The following is a 24,896-nucleotide window of genomic DNA, read 5'->3' as shown; positions in this document are numbered from 1 at the left end:
AACTCACAACCCCAGCATTTGAAAGGCAGACAGATGGTAAAGCAGTCAATATTCGGACGGATCGCCACACTGGCCAAGGCCAACATCAACGCCCTCCTGGACCAGGCTGAAGACCCCCAGAAGATGCTTGACCAGATGGTCCGCGACTACAGCAACAACATCGCCGAAGCAGAGAGCGCCGTCGCGCAGACCATCGGCAACCTGCGGATGCTCCAGGACGACTACAACGAAGACCTGGAAAACGCCCGCAACTGGGGCAACAAGGCACTCGCTGCGTCCCGCAAGGCCGACGAATTCCGCGCGGGCGGCAACACGGTGGACGCCGAGAAGTTCGACAACCTCGCCAAGGTTGCGATCCAGCGGCAGATGGCTGCCGAGAGCGAGGCACGCGGCGCCGAGCCGACCATCGCTTCGCAGGAAGAAATCGTTGAGCGGCTCAAAACCGGCCTGACGCAGATGAAGGACAAGCTCCAGCAGCTGCAGTCCAAGCGAAATGAGCTGATTGCCCGGGCCCGCAATGCCGCCGCGCAGAACCAGATGCACGACGCCATCAAGAGCATTGACGTGATGGACCCGACCTCCGAGGTTGGCCGCTTCGAAGAGAAGATCCGCCGTGAAGAAGCCAAGGTCCGGGGCGCCAATGAGCTGGCGGCTTCCAGCCTGGACGCTCAGTTCGAGAGCCTTGAGGACCTGGGCGAACAGACCGAGGTCGAAGCCCGCCTCGCGGCGCTGAAGGCCTCCGCATCCAACCAGGCTGCGAACCAGTCAGCGATCGAACAAAACTAGTCTTCGGTTCCACACCAGCAGCAGGCCGGTTTCCTTCGCGGGAGCCGGCCTGCCGCTGTTCTAGGCGCATTATCCCGGTGCACGGGTGTCCCCTGCATCACCTTGCTCTCCGCGGCGCAGCGCACGGCGGCGGCTGGTCAAGGGCAGCACGATCCACAACCCGGCGAGGACCGCGGCAGCCAGGACCGCCGAAACGGCCGCGGCCCAGCCGCCGAGGACGAGATCAAAAACCAGCCCCACGGTTCCGAGGAGAATCAGGCCAACCAGCAGGAGGGTCCAGCGCAGCAGCAGGTCGCTGTTGCGGACCAGGTCCTGTTTGATCCTGAGCTGAAAGTACGAACGGTGCATAACGACCGTGGACATCAGCACCGCCGTCACCAGGACGGAGAGGACAACCAAGGCCAGGTACAGCCAGGTCTGGAGCGGCGTGAGCGTGGTGAAGCGCTGCTGGAAGGGCAGTGTCAGGAGGAAACCGGTAAGAATTTGGATTCCGGTCTGCAGAACGCGCAGCTCCTGCAGCAGATCCGTCCAGTTGCGGTCCAGCTTCTGCAGTGCACTTTCGCCGCGGTCCGGGTCTGCCTCCGGGCTCTCCCGGAGCCTGCGGCGCGGCGTGCCGCTCCGGCGGGCACTCATGCTGCGAGTCTAGTGGCTGCAGGCGCGCTGCGCTGCCCTGCCCTGCCCCTCAATAATCCGGTGCCGCTGCCCTGCCGCGTCCGCCCCCGGGCCTGCGCACCGGGAAAACAAAAAGTCCCCGTCCGGATTCCGGACGGGGACTTCGCGTGGTTGCGGGGGCAAGATTTGAACTTGCGACCTCTGGGTTATGAGCCCAGCGAGCTACCGAACTGCTCCACCCCGCGGCGTGGTATTAACTCTACCGGCCGCGGGGCGGAGCCGCAAATCAGCTACTCACCGGATCCCCCATCGGCGCCGTCTTCCTGCGCTGCACCGGCAGCCGCACCGCCGGCGATCTTGTCCTCCGCCGCGATGGCCCGCTGAATAGCCGCATTCAGTTTGTCCTGGGCCGCACCGTAGGCGGCGAAGTCACCGCTGGCCAGCGCATCCTGGCCTTCCTTGATGGCCGCTCCGGCATCAGCCAGCGCCGTCGACAGGTCAGCCTGCGCCGTGGTTCCACCCGGCACTTCGATTCCCGTGTCCGGGGTGTTGCCGACATTCTCCTGGTCACCGGTGACGGCGCCGGAATCGCCGCCGAACACCTGGTTCAGCGCTTCATCCAGTGTCGGAGCAAAGCCGACCTTTTCACCGAAGTTCACCAGCACGCGCTGGAGGGTGGGATAGGAGGAGGCTCCCGAGGACTGCACGTAGACCGGCTGCACATAGAGCATGCCGCCGCCTACAGGCAGGCTGAGCAGGTTGCCGTTGATAACTTCCGAGGCGCCCTGGCGAAGCAGGTTCAAGGCGTTGGAAACCGTCGGATCAGAGTTGAACCGGTTTTGCGCCTGGCCGGGGCCGGGCACGGCGGTATCAGTCGGCAGTTCCAGCAGCCTCAGCGTGCCGTAGCTGTCGGCCTTCTCTCCCGCAGTGCCGGTGCCGGCATCGGCGTCGGCGGCGAGGAAGCCGTAGAGCACGTTCCGCGCCTCCCCATTCGCCGCGACGAACGGAATGAACGGCGTCGTCAGTGAGAAGGCAGCCTTTTCCTGGCCCGGCATCTGCAGGGACAGGTAGTACGGCGGCTGTTTGACGTCGGAGTTCGTCCGGGTCGGGTCGGACGGTACGGACCAGGCGTCGTCGTTCTGGTAGAAGGACTGGGCGTCGGTGACGTGGTAGCGGCCGAGCAGTTCGCGCTGGACCTTGAACTGGTCCTCCGGGTAGCGCACGTGTGCCATGAGGTCAGCGGACATTTCGCTGTACGGCTTGAGCGTGGACGGGAAGACGTCCTGCCAGGCCTGCAGCAGCGGATCCGCATCATCCCAGGCGTACAGGGTGACAGACCCGTCGTAGGCATCCACCGTAGCCTTGACGGCATTACGGATGTAGTTGACCCGGTCCGCCGGGAGGGCAGCCGAAGCGCCGCCGGTCAGCGAATCGGTGGTGGCCGAGGCAAGTTCCTGCTGTGTCGAGTACGGGAAGTTGCTGCTGGTGGTGTACCCGTCCACGATCCACTTCACGCGGCCGTCAACGACTGCCGGGTAGGCGTTTCCATCGACGGTCAGGTAAGGAGCAACCTTCTCCACACGTTCGCGCGGGTCCCGGTCGTACAGGATCTGGGAATCCTCGTTGACGAAGTCGGAAAGCAGCAGTTCCGTGGACTGGAACTTGATGGCGTAAACCAGCTGGTTGAAGATGTTGCCAACGCTCGGACCGCCGTCGCCGCGGAAGGTGGTCTGTGAATCGTCAGACGAGTTTCCGGTCTGCGGCCGGTCGATCTCCACCGGATCGGCATCCTCGGGAGCACCCACCACGGAGTAGTCCGGGGAAGATTCGCCGAAGTAGACCCGGGGTTCGTAGTCCCCCAGGACACCGCTGGAGGGGATGCCTGACTCCATAAAGCTCGGCTTGCCGTCGGGCTGGACCGTGGAACCGCGGGCGGCGACCACACCGTAACCGTGGGTGTAGAGGACATGCTCGTTCACCCAGCCGGCCGGGACACCGTCGATGTTCAGTTCGCGCACCGCGATCACGGTGTCCTGGACATCGCCTTCCACGTCATAACGGTCGACGTTGAGGTTTTCCGGGAACTGGTAGTACTGGCGGAACTGCTGCAGCTGACCGAAGGCATCAGAGACGACGTTCGGATCCAGCAGGCGGATGTTCGAGGTGGTTCCGGCGTCTGCGGCCAGCGCACCGGCGTTCGCGTCGACCGTGGCGTCGTACGGGATGACCTCAGTATCAGCGAGCCCGTAGGCTTCGCGGGTCAGGTCGATGTTGCGCTGGATGTACTCGCGCTCGAGCGTCTGCTCGGACGGAATGACCTGGTACCGCTGAACGATCCAGGGGTAGACGCCGCCGGCGACGATTGCCGTGATGACCAGCATGGCGGTGCCGATGATGGGCAGGCGCCAGCGGCCGATGATGGCGGAAACGATGAACAGCAGGGCAACGATGATGGAGGCCACGGCCAGGATGGCCTTCGTCGGGATCACGGCGTGGACATCGGTGTAAAGCGCACCGGTCCAGGCCCCGGAGGTGCTCTGGAGGGTGTTGTAGCGGTCCAGCCAGAAGTTCGCTGCCTGCAGCAGCAGGAAGGAAGCGGCGATGACAGCGATGTGGATCCGGGCCGGACGGCTGACGAAGATGCCCTTTTCCTCGAGCCGGATACCGCCGTAGAGGTAGTGCGTAAGCAGCCCTGCGATCCCGCTGATAACGACGACGGAAATCAGGAATCCGACAATGAAGCCGATGAAGGGCAGGGTGTTGAGGTAGAAGCTGTAGTCCATGTTGAATTCAGGGTCAGTCTGCCCGAAGTCATGGCGGTTGAAGAAGAGCAGTGTCTGTTCCCACATGGACATCGCAGCGGTTCCGGCGAATCCGCCGACTACCACGGGGATGCCGATCATCAGCAGTTTCCGGACCGGCTCAAGCTGCGCCTGGTACCGGTTCAGGTTGTCCTGCATGGAGCTGTCCGGCGCATAGATCGGACGGGAGGTGTACGCGGCGCGGATGCTGAAGAATACGCAGGCCGCCATCACCACGAATGCACCGGCGAACAGGCCGAGGCGGGTGAGGTTTTCCTTGACGAACACTTCGAGGAAACCGAGCTGGTTGTACCACAGCACGTCCGCGTAAACCTGGGAGAAATACACGAACCCGATCACCAGGACGGCAACCACAATGAGGGTTGCTATCAGCGGGCTGCGCCGCCGTTTGGTGGCGGTGGAGCCGGGTTGGGAGAATGGGCCATTTGGTCCGGAAGTCACAGTTTCCTCATCGTTCGGGGCGTCGGCTCACGGCACCTGCGGCAGCCCGGCGGGTGGGGATGCTCCGGTGCCTCCGAATCGAAGCAACGGTGACCTCCCTGTCCGACGGCCGCGTGTTTCTTGCCGTGGTTCCCTATTCTGCCCTGTTTGGCTGCCGAACGGCCACTTATACCGGCACCTGGACTGAACCTTATTAGGATCGTAATTCGCGCCCGGCCTGAACCTTTCTAGGCACCGTCCGTGCAGCTGCCAAGAGTTTCGGCGCTGCCCCCGGAGGCGAGGGTCTCCACGGCCGTGAGCGCTTCCTCAAGGGTGGCAACGCTTACCACCACCAAACCTTCGGGAATATTGCCTGCCACTTCCCCGCAGTTGGCCTCCGGCGCCAGGAAGAATTCAGCTCCGGAGTCCTTCGCTCCCACCATCTTCTGCGCGACGCCGCCGATAGCACCGACGTTCCCGGACGCATCGATGGTGCCGGTGCCGGCAAAGTGCCGGCCGTTCGTCAGCTCCCCCGGGGTGAGCTTGTCGATGATTCCGAGGGCGAACATCGTTCCGGCCGAGGCCCCGCCCACGTTTTCCAGTGCGATGCTGACCTCGAACGGGAACGTGAAATCGATGCTGAGGTACGCACCCATCTGGTAGGCGCCGGAGTCCGACAGTTCGGGAGTGACCGCCAGAGTCAGTTCTCCGCCGTTCCGGCGCACGGTGATTTCGGCGGGGTTGCCCTCCGAATCGTTCAGGGCCTGGCGCAGCGAATCCATGCCTTCGATGGGTTTGCCGTCCACCCGCAGCAGGACATCGCCCGGTTCCAGCAACCCGTCAGCCGGCGCGCCCTCCACGGTGCCGGCGACAGCCAGCTCCTCCGTGAAGGGAATCTCCAGCTGTGACAAAGCTGCCGCTACGGCAGATTCCTGCGACGAGGCCATTGCCGCAGCGTTCTCCTCTTTCACCTCTCCGCTGGTGGTTCCCGGCGGGTAGACAAAGTCGACCGGCAGCACCGCGTCCTCGGGACTCAGCCAGGCTGCCAGCACCTCCGCCATGCTGACCATGCCGTTGGGGCCGCCGGAGACGTAGACGGTGGTCAGGTCCAGCTCGCCGGTCGTCGGGTAGGTTTCCCTGCCCTCAATGCTGATGAGCGGATTCGAAGCGGTTTCCCCGATGGTATTGAACGTAGGCCCGGGTGACTCCACTACGTAGGGAGCAGGCAGAAGGAGTCCCGCTGCCCCCAGCACCAGCGCCGTACCGCCGGCAACAAACAGGGCCCGCCGCCTGGGGGAACGCCGCTCACGCATCGGACGGTGACGCGCATCCGGCCCGTTTCCCGTGGGCGGCGCACCGGCCCCGCCGCCGGCAGGAGGAAAGTCTTCGTTCGGGGAGCGCAATCGGCTTTCCTTTCCTGCACCGGCCGTCGTCGCGGCGCAGCGGCTGCTGTTTTTGTCATAGCGGGGGCACGGACCCTGCCGGTCTGGTTCCTGCAGGCCTTACGTGTACCCGAGACATTGTCCCACGTGCTCCTTTGCCAACAGCGAACGAATCACGGAATACGGGACAGGCCGCGGCGCCTGCCGGTAACGTGGAAACCCAGACTCCCGGTGATCCACCGGCTGTCCAGGCATCAGAACTTCCACAGGACCGGTGGTACCCATGAGCTCAAACCCCTCCGACCACGGGGATACGCCCCAGGACCCGTTGTCCGAAATGCTCGCGCGTCTTTTCGGCGGGCAGGCCGGAGGCATCGATCCCCAGGAACTGGCCAAAGCTGCCGGACTGCCCTCGGATCCCAATGCCATGGCCATGATCTTCCAGCAGGTTCAGGCGATGTTCAGCGCCCCTTCGGACGGACCGGTCAACTGGCAGCTCGCCAAGGACAACGCCCGCCGGATGGCCGCAACCGGGACGGATCCCTCGGTCAGCGCCCAGCAGGCGCGCGACGTCGGCGAAGCCCTGCACGTGGCACAGATGTGGCTGGATCCGGTCACGGATTTTCCCTCCACCGCCGCCCTGGGCAAGGCCTGGTCCCGCGCCGAGTGGGTCGAAGCAACGATGGATTCCTGGCGGCGCCTCACCGAGCCGGTGGCTGTGAGCATCTCTGAAGCGCTGACCAACGCCATTTCCACGCAGATGCCCGAGGAAATGAAGTCCATGATGGGTGGTGCCTCCTCCATGCTTGCGAACATGGGCGGGGCCATGTTCGGGATCCAGCTCGGGCAGGCCATTGGTGCGCTGTCCAAGGAGGTTGTCAGCTCAACCGACGTTGGCCTTCCGCTGGCCGAGGGAACCATGGCACTGTTGCCGGCCAACGTCGCTTCCTTCGGTGAAGGACTGGATATTCCTGAGACCGAAATCCGGCTCTACCTGGCCGTGCGGGAAGCTGCCCACGCCAGGCTCTTCGCCCACGCACCCTGGTTGGCCGGGCATCTCTTCGGCAGCATCGAGAGTTATGCCAGGGGCATCCACATTGACATTTCCAAGATTGAAGACGTGGCACGGGACATTGACCCGAGCAACCCCGCGTCCCTCCAGGAGGCGCTGGCGGGCGGTGTATTCCAGCCCGACCGCACCCCCGCACAGGACGCCGCCCTTGAGCGCCTGGAAACTGCACTGGCCCTGGTCGAGGGGTGGGTGGACGAGGTCACCGCTGCTGCCACCTCCAATCTTCCCTCCGCTGCGGCGCTCCGCGAGATGATCCGGCGCCGCCGGGCCAGTGGCGGCCCCGCCGAGCACACCTTCGCGTCGCTGGTCGGGTTGGAGCTGCGGCCCCGCCGGCTGCGGGACGCCGCCGCGCTCTGGGCACAGCTGCGCGAGGAACGCGGGATCGAGGGCCGGGATGCCATTTGGGAACACCCCGATCTGATGCCGACCTCCAAGGACCTCGACGATCCGCTGGGCTTCAGCAAGCGCCGCGAACTGCTCGATGCCTCAGACTCCGACGTCGATGCCGCCCTGCGGCGGCTTCTCGAGGGAGGGTTTGACGAAAAGGACAACTCCGCTCAGGCGGCCGCGGGCACCCCGCCTGAGGCCGCTCCCTCCGCCGACACCTCGTCCGATGAAACACCGGACGGCGATTCCGACGCCGACAATCCCGACGGCGGCAAGGACGGCAACGCCTCCTAGGGTGGTCTCCGGCGCTGGTGGTTTCCGGGGCTGTTACGGTCCGGGCCTGTGCCCGGACCGCGGCCTGCGCAGCGGACGTCAGTCCTCGGTCATCTCGCCCTTGAGGCCGCGCGCGCTGGCGTAGGCGGCGCCGGAGAGGAACGCCTTGGCTGTTTCCGTCTGCGGATAGGACTCCAGGAGGCGCCAGAACCGCGGGCTGTGCGAGGCCTCAATGAGATGCGCAAGTTCGTGCAGTAAAACGTAGTCAACGACCCAGGGCGGCATACCGATCAGCTTGTCTGAAAGCCGAATGGTGCCGCGGGCGGGCGTGGCCGATCCCCAGCGCGAATTCTGGTTGCTCACCCACCGCACGGACACCGGTTTCGCGGCGCCGCCTAGGTACTGGTCCGAAAGCTCGGCCGCATGGCGGAGCAGCTCGGTTTCGGCGCGCTCGGGATCCGGCGCCGGAGCGGCAGCTGCGCGGGTCTCCAGCCGGTCCACCATGCGCTGAACCCAATCCGCTTCCTGTGCCCGGGTGAAATGTGCCGGAATCGACACCACGGCCACTCCGTCACGGAAAACAGCGTTCACCGTGCGCTTGCGCCGGGCCGAACGGCGCACTTCGATGGGCAGACCGCCGCGGGTGACCGCGGGAACAGACGGGGAGGGCATGTCTCCAGCTTATTCCGGTGACTGGGGGGTTCGTGAACCTGTGGATAACCCGGGAAACGAATTCGCCGCGTGCCAGCATGGGTGCTCCCACGTTCTCAGACCGGTGACTTCAGGAGGCCCAGCATGCGGATCAACCCGGGAATCTACGTTCTGGATTTAGGCACTGACCGCAGGCAGTTCGGCCTGGGCACCGGGGCGCTGCTGCTCGCCGGCCTCACCCCCGCGGACCTGGCATTCCTCGCGCAGCTGCGCGGCGGAGTTCCGGACGGCACGGAACCGGCGGCAGCAGCGGCGGCCGGCCTCGGTGCCGAGCGGCAGTCACAGCTTCTGACCGCTCTGGCACCGGTGCTGCTGCCCTGCACCGGCACCCAGAGTCCGCTGCCTCCCCTGCGCCAGGAGCGGCTGGGACCGGACATCCAGCGGCTCTCCGCGGTATATGGGCAGGACGCCTCTGACGCCGTGGCCCGCCGCGCCGGTGCCGCCGTCGAAGTACAGGGCCTGGGCCGCTGCGGTTCACTCCTGGCACGGACCCTGGCCGCCGCCGGAATCGGCACACTGCTTTTGGGCGACCCGCGCGTCGTCGCACCCTCCGACGTCGGGCCCGCCTATGCGCTGACCGACATCGGCATGCAGCGGTTCCAGGCGGTCAGGCGCCACCTGTACCGAATCGATCCGACCATTCGAGTCCTGTCCGTTCCAGGTCCGGAACCGGGCCGTGCCGCCGCGGGTTCCGACCTGGCAGTGACCGTTTCTGACCAGCCCGGGCCGATGCTCTCCCTGGCCGGCGGCGAACGCGAACATCCCCACCTGGCCGTGACCGTACAGCAGTACGGCTATCAGATCGGGCCACTGGTGGTTCCGGGAGCCACCGCATGCCTGGGCTGCCTGGACCGGTTCCGCGGTGACGCAGACCCTGGCTGGTACGCCTCTGCAGCGGCACTGGCTCCGGAGCAGCCGGAACCGGGCAGCCCGCGCGGACCTGGAGGCGAGGAAGTCTCCGCGGCCGGTCTGGCTGCCGGGATCGCCGCCGGCCAGGCCCTGTCCTTCATCGATGGCGTGGCCCAGCCCGTCACGTGGTCCGCCGTACTGCAGCTGCGCACCGCCGACGGACACATTGGCGTGGAACCACTCACGTTCCATCCCGGGTGCGGCTGCCAGCTTCAGGCCGCCGGCGTTAGCAGCGCCGCCTAAGCTCCCGGGTGGGCGGCAAGGACAGCCAGGACTGCTTCTCCGTAACGCTCCAGCTTGGACGGTCCCACGCCGGGGAGGGTTGCCAGCCGGTTGAGGGTCGGCGGTTTGTCCTCGGCGATGGCCACCAGCGTCGCGTCGGTGAAGATCACGAAGGCTGGAACTCCTGCCTCCGCGGCGCTCTCGCGGCGCCACTCCCGCAGCGCCTCGAACGTGACCTCGTCGTACGTGGCCGGGCAGTCGGCGCACCTGCCCATCTTGCGTTCAGCCCCGGTGCCGAGCAGCGTCCCGCACACGCGGCACTTTGCCGGTCCCGCTGACTTTTTACGGGTTGCCCGCACCTGGCGCGGCGCGGCTGCATCCCGTGCGGTAGTGGGGCGCAGGCCGTCCAGGAACCTCGAAGGTTTGCGGTTGGCCCGCCCCCCGGGGGTCCGGGCAGTGGACCAGGACAAAGCCAGATGCACCCGGGCACGGGTAATGCCGACGTAAAGCAGCCGGCGTTCCTCGTCCACCGCCTCGGGAGTGTCTGCGAAGGAGATCGGCATCAGGCCTTCGCTCAGGCCCACCAGGAATACGGCGTCCCACTCCAGGCCCTTGGCCGAGTGCAGGCTGGCCAGGGTCACGCCCTGCACTTTGGGGGCATGCTGTGCGGCAGCGCGTTCCTCCAGCTCGGCAGAGAAGTCCTGAAGGGTGAAAATGCTCTCCGGATCCACCGTGCGGTTGGCGTGCAGCTCGTCCGCGAGCGCGACCAGGGCGGCCAGGGATTCCCAGCGTTCACGGGTCGCTCCTCCGCCGGAGGGCGCCTCAGCCGTGTAGCCCAGATTGGCCAGGATATCGCGCACCAGCTGCGGCACGGGTTCGTTCCCCACGGACCGGGCTGCCGCGCGCAGCTGCAGCATTGCGTCGCGGACTTCCCGCCGGGCGAAGAAGCGCTCCCCGCCGCGCAGCTGGTAACCGATTCCTGCGGTGGCCAGTGCCTGTTCGTAGGCCTGAGACTGTCCGTTCGTCCGGAACAGGACAGCGATTTGGCTGGGCTCGACGCCCTCCTCCACCAGTTTCCCGATGCGCGCAGCAACCTGGGCTGCCTCATCTTCGTCATCGGAACACTCCGTAAAGGTTGGTTCCGGACCGGAGCTGCGCTGCGCTATCAACTCCAGCGGCTCGGGCCAGGGCGGCGCGTTCCGCGAGCGTGCACCTTCAGCCGTGCGGGCAGCCAGGATGCGGTTGGCCAGGTTGACCACCTGGGGCGTGGAACGGTAGTCCCGCACCAGCTTCACAACCTGTGCCCCCGGGAAGCGGTGGGTGAATTCCAGCAGGTGCCGTGAGGTGGCGCCTGTGAAGGAATAGATGGTCTGGCTGGCATCGCCCACGACGCACAGTTCGTCCCGCTCCCCCAGCCACAGGTCCAGCAGGCGCTGCTGCAGCGGGGACACGTCCTGGTACTCATCCACCACAAAGTGCCGGTACTGGTCACGGACCGCTGCGGCGACCCGGGGGTCCTCCTGCAGGATCCCCACAATAATCAGCAGCACGTCCTCGAAATCGATGACGTTGCGGTCCACCTTCACGTCCTCGTAGGACTGGAAGATCCTGCTCACGGTGGTGAGGTCAAACCCGGCCGGGGCGTCCCGTCCGGCGGCAGCTCGTACATAGCTGTCCGGGGTAAGCATGGACACTTTAGCCCACTCGATCTCGGCTGCGACATCGCGGATCGCGGCGCGGTCGGTGGAGAGCCGCAGCCGCCGCGCGGCTTCGGCGATCAGCTGGGCTTTGTGGTCCAGCAGCCCGGGCAGGGGCCCGCCCACGGTCTGCGGCCAGAAGTACTGCAGCTGCTTGAGCGCCGCCGCATGGAACGTCTTTGCCTGGACACCACCCGCGCCGAGGTCCCGCAGCCGGGTGCGCATTTCAGCTGCCGCCCGGGCGGTGAAAGTGACGGCGAGGACCTGCTGCGGCTTGTACAGGCCGGAATGGACGCCGTACGCCATCCGGTGCGTGATGGCCCGGGTCTTGCCGGTACCGGCTCCCGCCAGGACGCACAACGGCCCCTTGAGGGTGGTCGCGACTTCGCGCTGTTCGTCGTCGAGCCCTGCGAGAATACGTGCTTCGAGCGAGTCGGTGATCATTTGCCGCCTGCCGGAACGGGCTCCGGCACGGATTCCCCGTACCAGCGGTCAATCAGGTTGCGGGCGATGGAAATCGAGGACGGGATGGTCAGCTCCCCGGCTGCCACCGCTTCAGCGAGTTCCGTGCGGCTGAACCAGCGGACATCGGACATCTCGACGCCGTCGGCCTGCGGTTCGGTTCCGTCTGCCTCGGCGCAGAACCCAAGCATCAGGGAGCAGGGGAACGGCCAGGGCTGTGAGCCCAGGTATTGCGGGTTGCGCACCACCACACCGGATTCCTCCGCAACCTCACGGATGACCGCGGCTTCCAGCGATTCCCCCGGCTCCACGAATCCGGCAAGCGTGGAGTACCGGTTGCCCGGCCAGGCGGCCGCAGAGCCGAGCAGGATGCGGTCCTGCGGGTCCGTGATGGCCACGATGATGGCCGGATCGGTGCGGGGAAAGTGCTGGCTGCCATCCTTCGGGCAGCGGCGCACCCAGCCGCCCTGTTCCAATTCCGTGGGAGCGCCGCAGCGCGGGCAGTGGGTATGGGTGGCATGCCAGTTCGCCACTGCGCAGGCTTCAACGAACAATCCGGCATCAAGGGATCCGAGCGTTGTTGCAACCTCACGCAGGCCCGCCCAGCGGGCACCGTCCACGGCAGGTGCCGCTTCCGGTTCCGGCACGGTGACCATCACAATGTCGGCACCCGCACCGGCTGAGCCGTCTTCAAGGGTCCGTCCCAGATAGACCGGATCGGTACCGAACCCGCCAGGCCCGGGCCGCAGCAGGACCAGTTCCGAGGTCGTGCCGCCGATGTCCCTGATAAGGGTTTTACCGCCGGTCATGTACATCACGCGGGTGGAGGGCAGGTCAAGGATGGCCTCGAAGAGATCCTCGGCGATCCTGCGTTCGCTGCCCCGGTCTATGGCGCCGCGGGCTAGCGGCAGCGCTCCAAGTTGTGGGGATTCTGCGGTGCGTGGCGGCGTGGTCATATCTCTACCGTACTGACTGAGCAAGCCCAAGCAGAAAGTGGGAAGCCATGCGGTGGATAGAGCATCCGCCCGGCTGAGGTTTTCCTCACGCTCTTCCCGACTCGCCGGGGTCTAAGGGTTACTCCCGCCACATGTGCCCCTACGGTTGAAGGTGTGAAACGCACTCCTATGGAATTGGCAGCCCTGGCCAGCGCCGCCGTACCGGCACTGGCGCTTACCGGTGTCGCCGGTTCGCCGGACGATGTAGCGGATTTCGACTCCGCTCTCCTTGTTGACGACGCCGGAAAACAGTGGCGGGTGCGCTCACCCAAGCATGTGGAAGCCAGCATGCGCCTGGAGACCGAGCTGCTGGTGCTGCGGGCTTTCGTTCCTGCCGTCCGTGCCGAGCTCCCGTTTGCGCTGCCCTATGTCGCCGGAACCGTCCGCCAGGGCGAGCTGTGCACGTTTGTGTACTCCCACCTGCCCGGTGTCACGCATGACATTGATGATCTGGCCGCGCTTGGCAGCGACTTGGCCGCGGACATCGGACGCACCATGGCCGCTATTCATGCCCTGCCCCAGTCGCTCGTCCACAACGCGGATCTGCCGAGCTACACGGCCAATGAGTTCCGCCAGCGCAAGCTGAACGAGCTCGACCAGGCGGCCACCACCGGCAAAATCCCCGCCACGCTGCTGCGGCGCTGGGAACACGCCCTCGAGGATGTTGGTCTGTGGCGGTTCAGCCCCACGGTGGTGCACGGAGACCTGCATGAGGACAACCTGCTGATTTCCGCCGGGCGGATCAGTGCAGTCAATGGCTGGACCGACCTGCGCATTGGTGACCCCGCGGACGATTTCGCCTGGCTCATCGCCGCGAACAACTCCCGATTTACGGACACAGTCCACGCCGCCTACGTTGCCGCCCGGCCTGATGCCGTTGACCCCCACCTGATCAGGCGAGCCGCCTTGTCTGCGGAGTTCGCCCTGGCCCAGTGGCTGGTCCGCGGACTCGCAGCCGAGAACCAGTCCATGGTCGAGGAAGCCGAAGAAATGCTCGCAACTTTGGAAGCGGACATCCTGGCCCAGGAAGCCGCGGTCGAAGCGGCGGCGGAAACCCCTGCCGACAGCCCGGCGGTGCACTCTGATCCGTCCGCGCACCCGGCACCGCCCCGGCAGACCGAACCGCGTCCGCAGGCCGAACCGCGTCCGCAGGCATCAGCTCCGGCCGCTCCGGCCGCCAAGCCGGCCGCCACACCTGTCCCCGCCGCTGTTCTGCCCCCTGGCAGGAACACCTCCGCCGAGGCCGAGAAGGTCACGGCGATACCTCTCCCCCCACCCGAACCTGCGGCAGACCCAGCAGAGGGTGCGCATCAGCAGGCCGTGGCTGAGTCAGAAGCAAGCACCGCGGAGGCGGACATGGGAGCTTCCTCCGGCGCCGGACCTGCCACCACAGCGATTCCGCTGCTTCCGGCCGAATCCCCAGCGGGCAAGGCTGGGTCCCCGGCTGGCAAGGATTCAAAAACCTCCTGACGTCACACTCCTGTTCCGCTGCCGGAGCGGTACCCGGAAAAGCCCGCCTGATCTCAGGCGGGCTTTTTTGTTGTTCAATTTTTTGGCAGCAACCCTTGACCGCTGTTCGGGTTCCATGGTTAGTTAGTCAAGTAATGAACCAACAAGCCAGTGTTAGCAGGATGCAGTGATCGATGACAGCAAGCCGATCTTTCAGCAGATCGCCGAACGAATCGAGTCAGACGTCCTGGACGGTGTCCTGGTGGAGGAGGGTCAGGTTCCCTCGACCAACGAGATTGCGTCGTTCTACCGAATCAACCCGGCCACGGCAGCCAAGGGCGTGAACCTGCTGGTTGATGAAGGCCTCCTGTACAAACGCCGGGGTATCGGAATGTTTGTTGCACCCGGCGCCCGCACCGCAGTACTGGCCAAGCGCCGGGAGCAGTTTTACCGCCAATACGTCCAGCCACTCCATCTGGAGGCCCGGAAACTCGGGATCAGCTTGGAGGAACTCACCGACCTCATTCAACGCAGTGCCGCCGAACATGAAGGGACCCCGGCACCATGAACGTCATCGAAACCCGCGGACTGACCCGCCGATACAAGGACCAGCTGGCCCTTGACGACGTCAACCTCGACATCTCTCCGAACCGCATCTATGGCCTCCTGGGCCGCAACGGCGCAGGGAAAACCACTCTGATGTCCATCCTGACCGCCCAGGGGTTCGCCAGCTCCGGGGAAGTACGGGTATTCGGCGGAAACCCGTTCGAGAATGAACATATCCTCTCCCGCCTGTGCTTTGTCCGCGAGTCGCAGAAATACCCCGACGACTTCACGGTGCGCAATGCCCTCGACGCAGCCGCCCTGTTCTTTCCCAACTGGGACCGGGAGCTGGCGGAGACACTGCTGGAGGACTTCCAGCTCCCGCGGCCGAAAAAGCACAGGATCAAGAAACTCTCCCGCGGCCAGCTTTCGGCTGTCGGAGTGATCATCGGGCTGGCATCCCGGGCGGAGCTGACGTTCTTCGACGAGCCCTACCTGGGGCTCGACGCCGTCGCCCGGCAGCTCTTCTACGACCGCTTGCTTACTGACTTCGCAGACCACCCGCGGACGATCATTCTCTCCTCCCATCTGATCGACGAGGTGGCGAACCTGCTCGAGCACGTCATTGTCATTGACCGCGGACGCATCGTGATGGATGACGAGGTGGAAACCATCACCGGTTCTGCCTTCGCCGTGGCCGGAAAGTCATCGTCCGTGGAGGAATTCGTTGCCGGCCGGCCCGTACTGCACCGGGAAGGCCTCGGTGCCCTGGCCTCCGTCACGGTAGACACTCCTCTCTCCACGGATGACCGGCAGCGTGCGCAGGCGCTGGGCCTGGAACTTGCCCCCGTCTCTCTCCAGCAGCTCATTATCCGCCGCACGCTGAAGGCCAATGAGCACTTTGGTCCCCACGCTGACACTCATGACAAGGATCTGGAGGTCCTGCGATGAACCGCCCGCTCGCCGTCGCCCGCATGCAGCTTCTGAACAAGTGGCTGTATCTGGGCATACCCGGCATCATCATCGTTTCGTCCACGCTGATAGCCATCGCGATTCTGGCGATGGTTCCCTCCGATGAGGGAGAGGGAGCCAGACTGGCGTTCTCCGGCCAGGCGGTGATGTGGTATTTCCTCGCCGCAGGGGTTCAGTCGCTGAGCCTTACCTTTCCGTTTTCCCAGGCAATGAGCGTGAGCCGGCGGTCCTTCTACATCGGCACCCTGGGACTTTTTTCACTCCTCGCACTGGCGTTGGGGGTGCTGTACTGGCTTCTCGGTCTGGTGGAGCGGGCAACAAACGGCTGGTGGGTCGACGGGAATATCTTTGCCCTGCCGTGGGTCGCTGAATCCGACTGGTGGATCCAGATCCTGATGTACTTCGCGCTGACCATCCTGCTGTTTATCTCCGGTTTCTGGTTCGCCACCGTTTACCGGCGCTGGCGGACAATCGGCCTGGTCGCAGCGCTCGTCGGCTTCGGCCTGCTGGTGCTCGGCGGAGTTGCAGCCATATCCTCCACCGACTCGTGGGCCGCAGTCGGCGCCTGGTTCGTCCAGCTCACGCCGCTGTCCCTGTCCGGTTGGCTGCTGCTCGCCGGAGGAGTCCTGGCAGCAGGATCCTACGCAACGCTTCGCCGGGCCACCCCCTAGGTCCAGGACTCCTGAAGAACAGAACAGCGCCGCCGTCCGAAACAGGACGGCGGCGCTGTTCCCTTTGTGTCCGGCTTTGTCCGGCGACGGGAACGATCAGGCCTGGACAGGGCCGGAGGGATCCGCTCCGCCCGCTGAGTCGAGGATGATCCGTTCCAGCTCCGCTTCACCGAGGAGGTTGTGCGGACGGATCACCCGGTCTGCGGCGACGTAGTAAAACGCAGCCCGCACCTTCTCCAGCGGCACGTTCTTCAGCCGGGACCAGGCCAGGCGGTAGACCGCCAGCTGGACTGACCGCACGGCCAGCTTGTCCGCCGACGGCGGTGCACCTGTCTTCCAGTCAACCAGGTCCCAGCCGCCGTCACTGTCCTGGAAGACAGCATCGATCCGCCCGCGGACAATCACGGAATCAACCCGGGTTTCCACCGGGACTTCAATGAACGCAGGGGTCCTGGCCGCCCATTCGGAAGCCTCGAAAGTGGCCACCATATCCTCAAGCTGGTACGCCTCATCAACGTATGCGTCAGCGGCACCGGCATGCTCATCCAGGTCCAGCATGCCGCTGCGCCCAAAGAAGTCCTCCACCCAGGCGTGAAATGCCGTCCCTTTGCGGGCCGCTATTCCAGGTTCGCGGGGAACGGGCCGGCGGAGCTGACGTGTCACGGCTTCCGGATCATCCCGCAGATCCACCAGCATGGACGCGGAAATGTGCGCCGGCAGCTCAACCTGCATGACCTCATCCGGGGCACGGTGCCTTGCCAGGACCAGTTCAACGTCCCGGCCCCAGCGCTGGGGTTCAAACACGGCCGTGTCATCGCTGCTGCCGGTCCCGCCGTCCGGCAGCGCTGACTCGGCCAGGCCCAGGCCGGCACCCGGCGCAGCGTCTGCGGCTGCCAGGACCGCTGCCGCTGCGCCCTCCATCGCGGTCCGGCGGGCCGGAGCAAGCGGATCATTGGGCCACACGGCGCGTTCGGTGGCTGCGTTTGCGGGGTTCTCCTCCCCCTCGTCCTCCGGTTCCAGCCAGGACAGAAGATGGAAACCCTCTGCGCCGGCCTTCCCAAGCTCATAAAGGTCGATCAGGTAGCGGGAGGCCGGCGTCGGCTTGGACCGCCCGCCGCCCCAGGCGCTGGAGGTGCACAGCAGCACGTGCTTCGCCCGGGTGAATGCAACATAGGCGAGCCGGCGTTCCTCTCGCTCGGCATGTCCGCGCGCATCTTCGGCAAAGAGCTTCTCCGCATCGACCCAGGACTTCTGATCCGGCTGTTCCCAGTCCCACTGCGGCAGGTCGGGGGCGTCGCCGCGAAGGTTCCAGGGAATGGCCGCGTTGCCGCTGGACCAGCGGGAGTCTTTGTCGTTGGGGAACTGGCCCTCGCTGAGACCGGGAACGGCAACCACATCCCATTCCAGTCCTTTGGACGCGTGGACCGTCAGCAGCTGGACGGCTTCCCGGCTGGTCTCCAGCTGGGTTACCGGCAGCCCGTTCTCCTCCTCATCGGCAACTTCGAGCCAGGCCAGGAAAGCGGCCAGGTCCACCCGGTCAGCGGAGGCGCTGAACGTCGCCGCAGCGTCAACAAAGGCGTCAAGGTTCCGCCGGGATTCGTGGATGCTGATCCCTGGTTTGGCTGCAACTTCGATGTCGAGCAGGATGCGCCGCTCCACCTCTCCGATCAGGGTTGTCAGGTCCTCCCCAACATAGCCGCGCAGTTCCCGCAGTTCGTCACGGAGTGAGGCCAGCCGCGAGAGCGCCTGCGGAGTCAGGGAACGGCCGGCGTGCGACGTCCAGCCCGGCTTGGGCAGGTGGTCCACAGCCTCCACCAGGCTGCCTGCCTCGGACAGGTCTGTCTCGACGACGGCGGCACCGGCTTCGTCCGGTCCGTCGACATCGGCGAGGTCCTGGACCCGGACGGCCCGCTCGCGGACCCGCACCAGGTGGCGGGACCAGTCAGCGAGCGCCATCAGGTCCGCCGGGCCGATCCGCCAGCGGGCACCGGCCAGGATGCGCAGCATGGAGTCCGAGCGGCCCGGGTCTCCGAGGACGCGGAGCACAGCCAGCAGGTCCACGATCTCCGGAGTGGAGAGCAGGCCCCCGAGCCCGACGATCTGCACCGGGATGCCCTCGGCCTGCAGCGCGCGGCGGATGGGATCGAACTGCTTTTTTCCCCGGCACAGCACAGCGACTGTGGGAGGCAGCAGGTTGCCCCGGGCATCAGTCTCGTGCGGACGTTTCCACCACTGGGCCCGCAGCTTGGCGATCTCTGCGGCGAGCGCTTCCGCTTCACCCAGGCTGAACGTTCCATCGGGAAGCGCAACAGTTTTCTCCGAGAGGTACCTGCCCAGATAGACCTCCCCCACCGGTGCCTGCGGCTTCGCCTGCAGTTCGGGGACGTCCAGGGGACGGTTGTGCTTCAGCCACGGCACGGTCTGGTTCAGCGGACCGGAGACGGCATTGGCGGTGGCCAGAATGGCGGTGGAGTTCCGCCAGGCCACCGAGAGATTGGCGACAGGCGCCGGCGTTCTGCTTCCGTCGGGCAGGACCAGCGGAAAGTGGGTGCGGAAGGTGCCCAGCTGCCCCGCAGACGCGCCGCGGAAGCCATAGATTGACTGGTGCGGATCCCCCACCGCCGTAACCGGCGTTCCGTCGCCGAACAGCTTTGAGAAGAGCACCATCTGGGCGTGGGACGTGTCCTGGAATTCGTCCAGCAGCACCACCTTGTATTTGGCCCGTTCCATCGCGGCGGCTTCGGGAATTTCCTCCGCGATGCGGGCCGCAAGCGCCACGAGGTCGCCGAAGTCCAGCTGCCGCCGTTCCGCTTTGGCCCGCTGGTAGGCCTCCACCAGTTCAGTGACCGAAATACGGGTGCGCAGTTTCCCCAGCAGGGTCTTCGCCGCCTGTGCCGGTTCCTTGGTTTTCCCGGCCTGGTAGGGCAAATCCTGCACCTCGGCGACCTGCTGCTCCAGCTCGGCGCGTACGTCCGCCGGGGTCTGCAGGTGCTCGGAGCATTCAGATGCCATCTGCAGGACGGCATTCACCAGGGTGGATTTGGCGGCTGTGAAATGCTCGTAATCCCCCGAATAGGCTTCAACAACCTCGTTGGCCAGCTGCCAGGACTGGGCACCGCCCAGCATCACCGAGTCCCGTTCGACGCCGATGCGCAGCCCGTAGTCGTTCACGATGCCGTTGGCGTAGGAATGGTACGTGGAAACAGCCGCCTCCAGCTGGTCTGCCTCCGCTCCCCCGGACCCCTCGCCCAACATACGGAACAGCAGCCGGAGCTGCTGCCGGATACGGGTGGCAAGCTCTCCTGCGGCCTTGCGGGTGAACGTCACGCCCAGAATCTGTTCGGGTGCCACCAGCCCGTTCGCCACCAGCCACACCACCCGGTCGGCCATGGTCTTGGTTTTGCCAGACCCGGCACCGGCAACCACCAGCAGCGGCTGCAGGGGCGCCTCGATAATTTCTTCCTGCGCCGGTGTGGGGTACTGCACGGGCTCGGAAGAGTCGCCGTGCAGCAGTTCGGCCAGCTGCCGGGCGGAGAACCGGTGGCTGGGGCGCTGGCTGTCCCGCACATCTTCGCTCACGTGGACGCTCACTCAGTGACCTGCTTTCCTTCGGTGCACAGCGGGCAGATTTCCGGCAGGCGGCAGCCGTGCCCACCGAATCCGCTTCTGGCGGGATCGTGGATCGTTTCGAAGGTGGCACCGGACATCAGTGCCGCCGCTTCCTGGATCATCTCCAGCGCACTGGTGTCCCCGGCACCCAGCGGCGGCTGTTCCTGAACCGAGACTCCCTTGGCTGTCGTCCCCAGCTGGACCAGTGCGGCTCCTCCGGGGACCGGCGGGCCCTCTTCGAGGGCCCCGGAACGGACCGCTTCCTGGTACGCCGCAAGCTGTGGGTGGCCCTCCAGGTCCGCCTTTTTTGGTGCGGATTTGCCGGTCTTGAGGTCGACGATAAAGAGACGCCCCTCGGCGTCGGCTTCCAGCCGGTCGATCTGGCCGCGGAGCAGCGCGGTGCGGACGGCACCCCGGACCTCCACTGGAATCTCGGCTTCAAAATCCTTCTCGACGGCCTTCAGGCTCCGCCCGCTCTTCCGCATCTGGATCACGTAGTCGGCCAGTTTGCGGACCATGGTTTCGGCGCGCTTGAAGTCCAGTTTGCCTTCCCAGGTGTCCTTCATCCCAAGGGATGGCCAGCGCCGCTGCAGTTCCGCCGCGTACTCAGTTCCGGAGGCGTCCGGCATGTCCTGTGCGATCTGATGGACCAGGGTTCCCAGGGAACGGGCAAAGTCTGTCGCCTGCTCGCCTCCGGCGGCGGATACGAACCAGCTGAGCGGAGACTTGGTGACCGCGTCCACTTTCGAGGGTGACACCGGGATGGCCGCGTCCGCCGGAAGGATGGGCTCAGTGCTGGAGAGCGGAAGCAGGCCCCACCACTGCGCGGGTGCCGCGCCCGGTACCCGAACCGGGTGGCGCAGCATCCGGCCCAGGTGCTCGGCCGCTTCCTTTGCCAGAGCCGGCTCGGTCTCGGCCTGCTGTGCGTAGGCCCGCAGCTCCGCGACGAGGGAACGCAGAGTCAGCGGGCGCAGGACCTCGGTCCGCGGCCGGGCCATCACGCCGTCGGGCAGCGGATCCACCAGGTCCAGGAACTGTGAGGGTTGTTCGTCTTCCGAGGCGACCGCCGTGCAGATCAGGGTCTCGCGCGCCCGGGACACCGCAGTGGAAAAGCTACGCAGCTCATCGTGGCGGATTCCGTGCATAAGCGTCTGCGGGTTGCGGTAGCGGCGGTAATCATCTCCAAATTCGACGGCGGATACCAGGTCTCCGCTGCCCAGCAGCTCTCCGCGCAGCCGCAGGTTCGGCCAGACCCCTTCCTGGATTCCGGCCACAATCACCACCGGCCATTCCCGTCCGGCGGCGCTGGCCGGTGTGAGCAGTTCCACCGCGTCGCGCTTCTGGGCCCTGGCGGCGAGGGTGTCCATGGGCAGTTCCGAACTGGTGAGATAGTCCAGGAACTGGGCCGGGGTGGATCCGGGCAGCTGGTCCACATAACGTTCCGCCGTCTGGAACAGGGCCATGATGGCATCCAGGTCCCGGTCGGCGCGGAGCCCGGTGGATCCGCCGGCCAGGGCAGTCTCAGCCCACTTTTTCGACCAGCCTGAAGCAGCCCAGAGCGCCCAAAGCACAGTCTCGGCGGTGGCGCCGGCCTGGCCCGCCGCTTCCTTTCCTGCCCTCAGCATTGCAGCCAGGCGTTTGGCTGCACCGGCTTCCCAGCCAAGACCGGCGAGCGCCAGCCCGGCATCCGAAAGCGGGTCGAGCAGGGCCTCAACCAACAGTGCGTCGCTGCTGCGGCCGCCGCCGGCGCGCAGTTCCTCGCGCCGCAGTGCCTGCCGCAGCCTGCGCAGGTCCAGGGAACCGGCCCCGCCGATCCGCGAGGTCAGCAGCGACACGGCAGTTTCGGGCGTCAGCAGGGAGGGATCCAGGACAACGGCGAAAGCATCCAGCAGGGGCCGGACCGCTGCTTCATCGCGGACGGCTTTCTCCGCCACCGGAACCTTGACCTCGATCCCCTGGCTAGTGAGGTACCGCTGGATCCGGGCCAGCTGCCCGCCGGTGCGGACAATGACGGCGATATCCTCCAGCCGGCGGCCCTCCAGCAGCTGGGCTTCGAGGATCCGCTGGGCGACATAGCGCTGCTCATGCATGGGAGAGTCCACCACGTGGGCGGTAGCCGAGGGCTGGTTCTCCCCGGACGGTGCAGCCTGCCCGGCCGGACGCCCGGACGCGGTGCGGCAGGAGGGCAGCCCCGGGACCACCGAGATGCGGGAGGCAACCCGGTGCCATGCGGCAGCCACGGGTTCGCCGAGCCGGTGCTGGGTATCGAGCACCACTGTCTCCAGCCCCGGACCAAGGGTCTTGGTCAGAGAACCCAGGAGGTCCGGCCGGGCTCCGCGGAAGCCCTGGACCACGGTGTCCGGGCTGGCCGTCACCACCGCATCCCGCCCGGCGGCCAGCAGCCCCAGCAGCTGGTGAATGGCCGGGTTAGCTTCCTGCAGATCATCCACCAGGATCAGCTGCAGCCGCCCGTGTTCGGCAGCCAGGAACTCCGGATCCGATTCCAGGATGTCCAGCGCCGTGGTGATAATTCCTGCCGGATCGAAGGCTTCCGGCATCCGGATGTCCAGGACATCGCGGTACTCAGCGTAGAGTCCGGCGGCAGCCACCCAGTCCTGCCGGCCGTAGCGGCGGCCCAGGGCGGTGAGGTCCTCCGGAACCAGGCCCAGCTCAATCACACGGTCAAACAGCAGCCGCACTTCCTGCCGGAAACCCCGGGTTCCCAGGGCCAGCTCAAGCGATTCCGGCCAGGGCAGGCGCGGAACCCCGTTCTGACCGTGGCCGGAGAGCAGCTCCTTGATGATGACGTCCTGTTCGGCGCCGGAAAGCAGTTTGGGAGCACGCGTCACGTAGGGAAGCCGGCCCTCCGCCTTTGCCCGCCGGATGAGGTCGAACGCGTAGGAAGCCCAGGTCCGCGCGGGCGCGGCACTGATGGTCCGTTCCAGCCGGGCGGACAGGGCATCGCGCAGGGACGCTGCGGCCAGCCGCGACGGCGCGAGGAGCAGGACGCCTGCCGGGTCCAGCCCGTCACGCTGGATGCGGGCAACGGCGGTCTCCACGAGCACGGTGGATTTACCGGTGCCCGGCGCTCCCAGCACCAGCAGCGGACCGCTGCCGGTACGCCGGTCCACTGCGTCCTGCTGGTCGGGACTCAGCCGCGGAGCAGCCCGGCCCGCGGCCGCAGGTGGAACAAGCTGCAGATTAATGCTCATGCTTCCACTTCACCATGCCGCACCGACATTGCCCGATCCGGTGCTGCCGCGCCCCCGGCCCTGCGCATCCGAACGGCCGCCGGAAAGATCGCGGTCCCGGTCCCCGGCCGGGGCACCGCTGGATGCTTGCACTGCACCGCCGGACTCCAGCCCGTGGCGCAGCCCGTCAAGGATCTCCCAGTCGGCAGCGGACGGCTGCCAGCGGGCTTCGGCAATTCGGACCCGGTAGCCCGTTCCGTCGTCGCCGGGCGTGCCGCGGACCGGCGTATTTTCGGCTGCATAGTGTGCCCAGGCGCTCCGGCCGTGACAGGCGGGAGGTTCCCCGGAGGCCCGGATGACCCGCCACCAGGGCACGGCGGAACCGCTGCGCGCAAGCACGGCGCCAACTTGGCGCGGTCCGCCGGTGCCGAGCAGCTCGGCAATGTCTCCGTAGGCAAGCACCTTGCCCGGTGCTATAAGCTCCACTGCCGCCAGCACGGCTTCCTGATAGTCCTCCCGCATATGCCCAGCCTAGCGACGCCCGGCGCGCTGAATCCGGAATTGTCGGTGCCCGCCGGTACGTTTGATTACATGTTGAGCTGGCATGAACTTCCCCGGGCGTCCTTCGACCTGGAAACCACCGGACGGGATCCGCATGAGGCACGGATCGTCACGGCCTCGATCATCCTGGTGGACGCCGGCGGAGCGATACTCAAGCATCACGAATGGCTGGTCGACCCCGGGGTCGATATTCCGGAAGAGGCTGCCGCCATTCACGGCATCAGCACCGAACGCGCTCGGGCAGACGGTATTGCCGCCCAGGTGGGCATCGCCGAAATTATCCGGGTGCTGCAGGACACCTTCGCGTCCGGGGTGCCGGTACTCGCCTTCAACGCAGCCTACGATTTCACGGTGCTGGCGCGGGAGGCGGAGCGCTTCGGGCTCGCGGCACCGGAGCCCTTCCCCGTCATCGATCCCTTCATCATGGACAAGCAGACGGACCGCTACCGGCGTGGGAAACGCACACTCACAGCCATGGCCGAGCACTACGGCGTGGCCTTCGAGAATGCCCACACTTCCGCCGCGGATGTGATGGCCACCCTTGCCGTCGGCGCAGCCATGGCAGGAACCTACCCGGTGCTGGCCCAGGATGCCGCTTCCCTGCACCGCCTCCAGACCGGGTGGGCAGCGGAGCAGGCCGCCAGCTTCCAGTCCTACCTGCGCCGGCGCGATCCGGAAGCGGTGATTGACGGCACCTGGCCCGTCAAGCCGGCCCCGGCAGCTTCGATCCTCACTCCCGCGCCGGCAGTCCCGATGCCCGCCCCCGTCCCGGCTTCTGGCGGCAGCGCTCCAAGCGACGGCACCCCGGGCGGCAGCACTGCGGTGCCGGCCGTTCTGTCCGCCCAGCCTGATCCGGAGGCCGCTCCCCCAGCCGCAGCACCCGCCGCTGAATTCGCGGAGCCTGCGCTCTTTGCGCTGCCCGCGGAGAGCCCCGCGGTTCCTGCCGGAGTGCAGCTGGCAGAGGAACCGGACGGACAGCTTGCGCTTGACCTGGACACCTTCGCCCCTGCCTGACCGGGCCGAAGCGGATTTCCGGCTATGGGACGTACCCGCGTAACATTAGATGATTGACGCAGTGCCAGGCGCTGATGGCGCCCGGACGCGGCCGGACTGACTCCAGAGCCGGTGGCGCGCCCCGTGTCACGCGAAT

At 66.3% G+C, this 24,896-nt stretch carries 17 protein-coding genes and 1 tRNA gene; 8 read left to right on the top strand and 10 right to left on the bottom strand.

Going from position 1 to position 24,896, the window contains the following annotated elements; all coding sequences use genetic code 11:
* Positions 1–33: 33 nt before the first annotated feature.
* Positions 34–786, top strand: coding sequence for a PspA/IM30 family protein (locus H9639_RS08595; protein WP_191807666.1), 753 nt, complete (start codon positions 34–36; stop codon positions 784–786).
* A 69-nt stretch (positions 787–855) separates the two neighbouring features.
* Here H9639_RS08595 and H9639_RS08590 read toward each other — a convergent pair whose 3' ends face one another.
* The 4 genes from H9639_RS08590 to H9639_RS08575 all read right to left on the bottom strand — a co-directional run bounded on the left by H9639_RS08590 (position 856) and on the right by H9639_RS08575 (position 6,043).
* Positions 856–1,419, bottom strand: coding sequence for a DUF6328 family protein (locus tag H9639_RS08590; protein WP_225219367.1), 564 nt, complete (start codon positions 1,417–1,419; stop codon positions 856–858).
* A 147-nt stretch (positions 1,420–1,566) separates the two neighbouring features.
* Positions 1,567–1,643 (bottom strand) — tRNA-Met (locus H9639_RS08585).
* Between the two features lie 45 nt (positions 1,644–1,688).
* Positions 1,689–4,661 (bottom strand): UPF0182 family membrane protein, encoded by a 2,973-nt coding sequence (locus H9639_RS08580; protein WP_404799741.1) that lies wholly within the window; start codon positions 4,659–4,661, stop codon positions 1,689–1,691.
* Between the two features lie 227 nt (positions 4,662–4,888).
* Positions 4,889–6,043 (bottom strand): YlbL family protein, encoded by a 1,155-nt coding sequence (locus tag H9639_RS08575; protein WP_225219366.1) that lies wholly within the window; start codon positions 6,041–6,043, stop codon positions 4,889–4,891.
* A gap of 262 nt (positions 6,044–6,305) precedes the next feature.
* Between H9639_RS08575 and H9639_RS08570 the strand changes: the two genes are divergently transcribed.
* A complete protein-coding gene (locus tag H9639_RS08570; RefSeq protein ID WP_191807665.1) occupies positions 6,306–7,775 on the top strand; it encodes a zinc-dependent metalloprotease in 1,470 nt (489 codons plus the stop codon).
* 78 nt (positions 7,776–7,853) lie between these two features.
* Here the strand turns inward: H9639_RS08570 and H9639_RS08565 are convergent, their stop codons facing one another.
* Entirely contained in the window at positions 7,854–8,426 is a 573-nt protein-coding gene (locus H9639_RS08565; protein ID WP_191807664.1) for a M48 metallopeptidase family protein, read from the bottom strand.
* Between the two features lie 123 nt (positions 8,427–8,549).
* Here H9639_RS08565 and H9639_RS08560 point away from each other — a divergent pair, with 123 nt between their 5' ends.
* The gene (locus tag H9639_RS08560; protein WP_191807663.1) at positions 8,550–9,617 is read left to right on the top strand and encodes a ThiF family adenylyltransferase; all 1,068 of its coding nucleotides are present in this window, start codon (positions 8,550–8,552) and stop codon (positions 9,615–9,617) included.
* Here the strand turns inward: H9639_RS08560 and H9639_RS08555 are convergent.
* Entirely contained in the window at positions 9,614–11,737 is a 2,124-nt protein-coding gene (locus H9639_RS08555; RefSeq protein ID WP_191807662.1) for an ATP-dependent DNA helicase UvrD2, read from the bottom strand. The two genes, H9639_RS08560 and H9639_RS08555, sit on opposite strands and share 4 nt — an antisense overlap.
* Positions 11,734–12,711 carry an NAD(+) diphosphatase gene (gene nudC, locus H9639_RS08550; RefSeq protein ID WP_191807661.1) on the bottom strand — a complete coding sequence of 326 codons (978 nt, stop codon included), beginning with the start codon at positions 12,709–12,711 and terminating at the stop codon, positions 11,734–11,736. Before nudC ends, H9639_RS08555 begins: the two co-directional genes overlap by 4 nt.
* 153 nt (positions 12,712–12,864) lie before the next feature.
* Here nudC and H9639_RS08545 point away from each other — a divergent pair, with 153 nt between their 5' ends.
* The 4 genes from H9639_RS08545 (at position 12,865) to H9639_RS08530 (ending at position 16,385) form a co-directional block, all read left to right on the top strand.
* A complete protein-coding gene (locus H9639_RS08545) occupies positions 12,865–14,220 on the top strand; it encodes a macrolide 2'-phosphotransferase (protein WP_191807660.1) in 1,356 nt (451 codons plus the stop codon).
* Between the two features lie 166 nt (positions 14,221–14,386).
* Positions 14,387–14,767 carry a GntR family transcriptional regulator gene (locus H9639_RS08540; RefSeq protein ID WP_191807659.1) on the top strand — a complete coding sequence of 127 codons (381 nt, stop codon included), beginning with the start codon at positions 14,387–14,389 and terminating at the stop codon, positions 14,765–14,767.
* A complete protein-coding gene (locus H9639_RS08535; protein ID WP_191807658.1) occupies positions 14,764–15,693 on the top strand; it encodes an ABC transporter ATP-binding protein in 930 nt (309 codons plus the stop codon). The genes H9639_RS08540 and H9639_RS08535 overlap by 4 nt, the downstream gene beginning before the upstream one ends.
* A complete protein-coding gene (locus H9639_RS08530; RefSeq protein ID WP_191807657.1) occupies positions 15,690–16,385 on the top strand; it encodes a hypothetical protein in 696 nt (231 codons plus the stop codon). The genes H9639_RS08535 and H9639_RS08530 overlap by 4 nt, the downstream gene beginning before the upstream one ends.
* Before the next feature lie 96 nt (positions 16,386–16,481).
* On the opposite strand, the gene H9639_RS08525 is transcribed toward H9639_RS08530, so the two are convergent.
* From H9639_RS08525 to H9639_RS08515, 3 genes are read right to left on the bottom strand one after another with little or no spacing between them, the layout of a single operon-like run.
* Positions 16,482–19,976 (bottom strand): ATP-dependent helicase, encoded by a 3,495-nt coding sequence (locus H9639_RS08525; protein WP_191807656.1) that lies wholly within the window; start codon positions 19,974–19,976, stop codon positions 16,482–16,484.
* Positions 19,973–23,206: an ATP-dependent helicase gene (locus tag H9639_RS08520; protein ID WP_191807655.1), complete on the bottom strand. Its 3,234-nt coding sequence runs from the start codon at positions 23,204–23,206 to the stop codon at positions 19,973–19,975. Before H9639_RS08520 ends, H9639_RS08525 begins: the two co-directional genes overlap by 4 nt.
* A 9-nt stretch (positions 23,207–23,215) precedes the next feature.
* The gene (locus H9639_RS08515) at positions 23,216–23,707 is read right to left on the bottom strand and encodes an MGMT family protein (protein ID WP_191807654.1); all 492 of its coding nucleotides are present in this window, start codon (positions 23,705–23,707) and stop codon (positions 23,216–23,218) included.
* A gap of 69 nt (positions 23,708–23,776) precedes the next feature.
* Between H9639_RS08515 and H9639_RS08510 the strand changes: the two genes are divergently transcribed.
* Positions 23,777–24,760, top strand: coding sequence for a 3'-5' exonuclease (locus H9639_RS08510; protein ID WP_191807653.1), 984 nt, complete (start codon positions 23,777–23,779; stop codon positions 24,758–24,760).
* Positions 24,761–24,896 lie beyond the last annotated feature (136 nt).

The sequence above is a fragment of the Arthrobacter gallicola genome (assembly GCF_014836775.1).
Lineage (GTDB): Bacteria > Actinomycetota > Actinomycetes > Actinomycetales > Micrococcaceae > Arthrobacter_B > Arthrobacter_B gallicola.
This window is presented reverse-complemented; position numbering and strand designations above follow the sequence as displayed.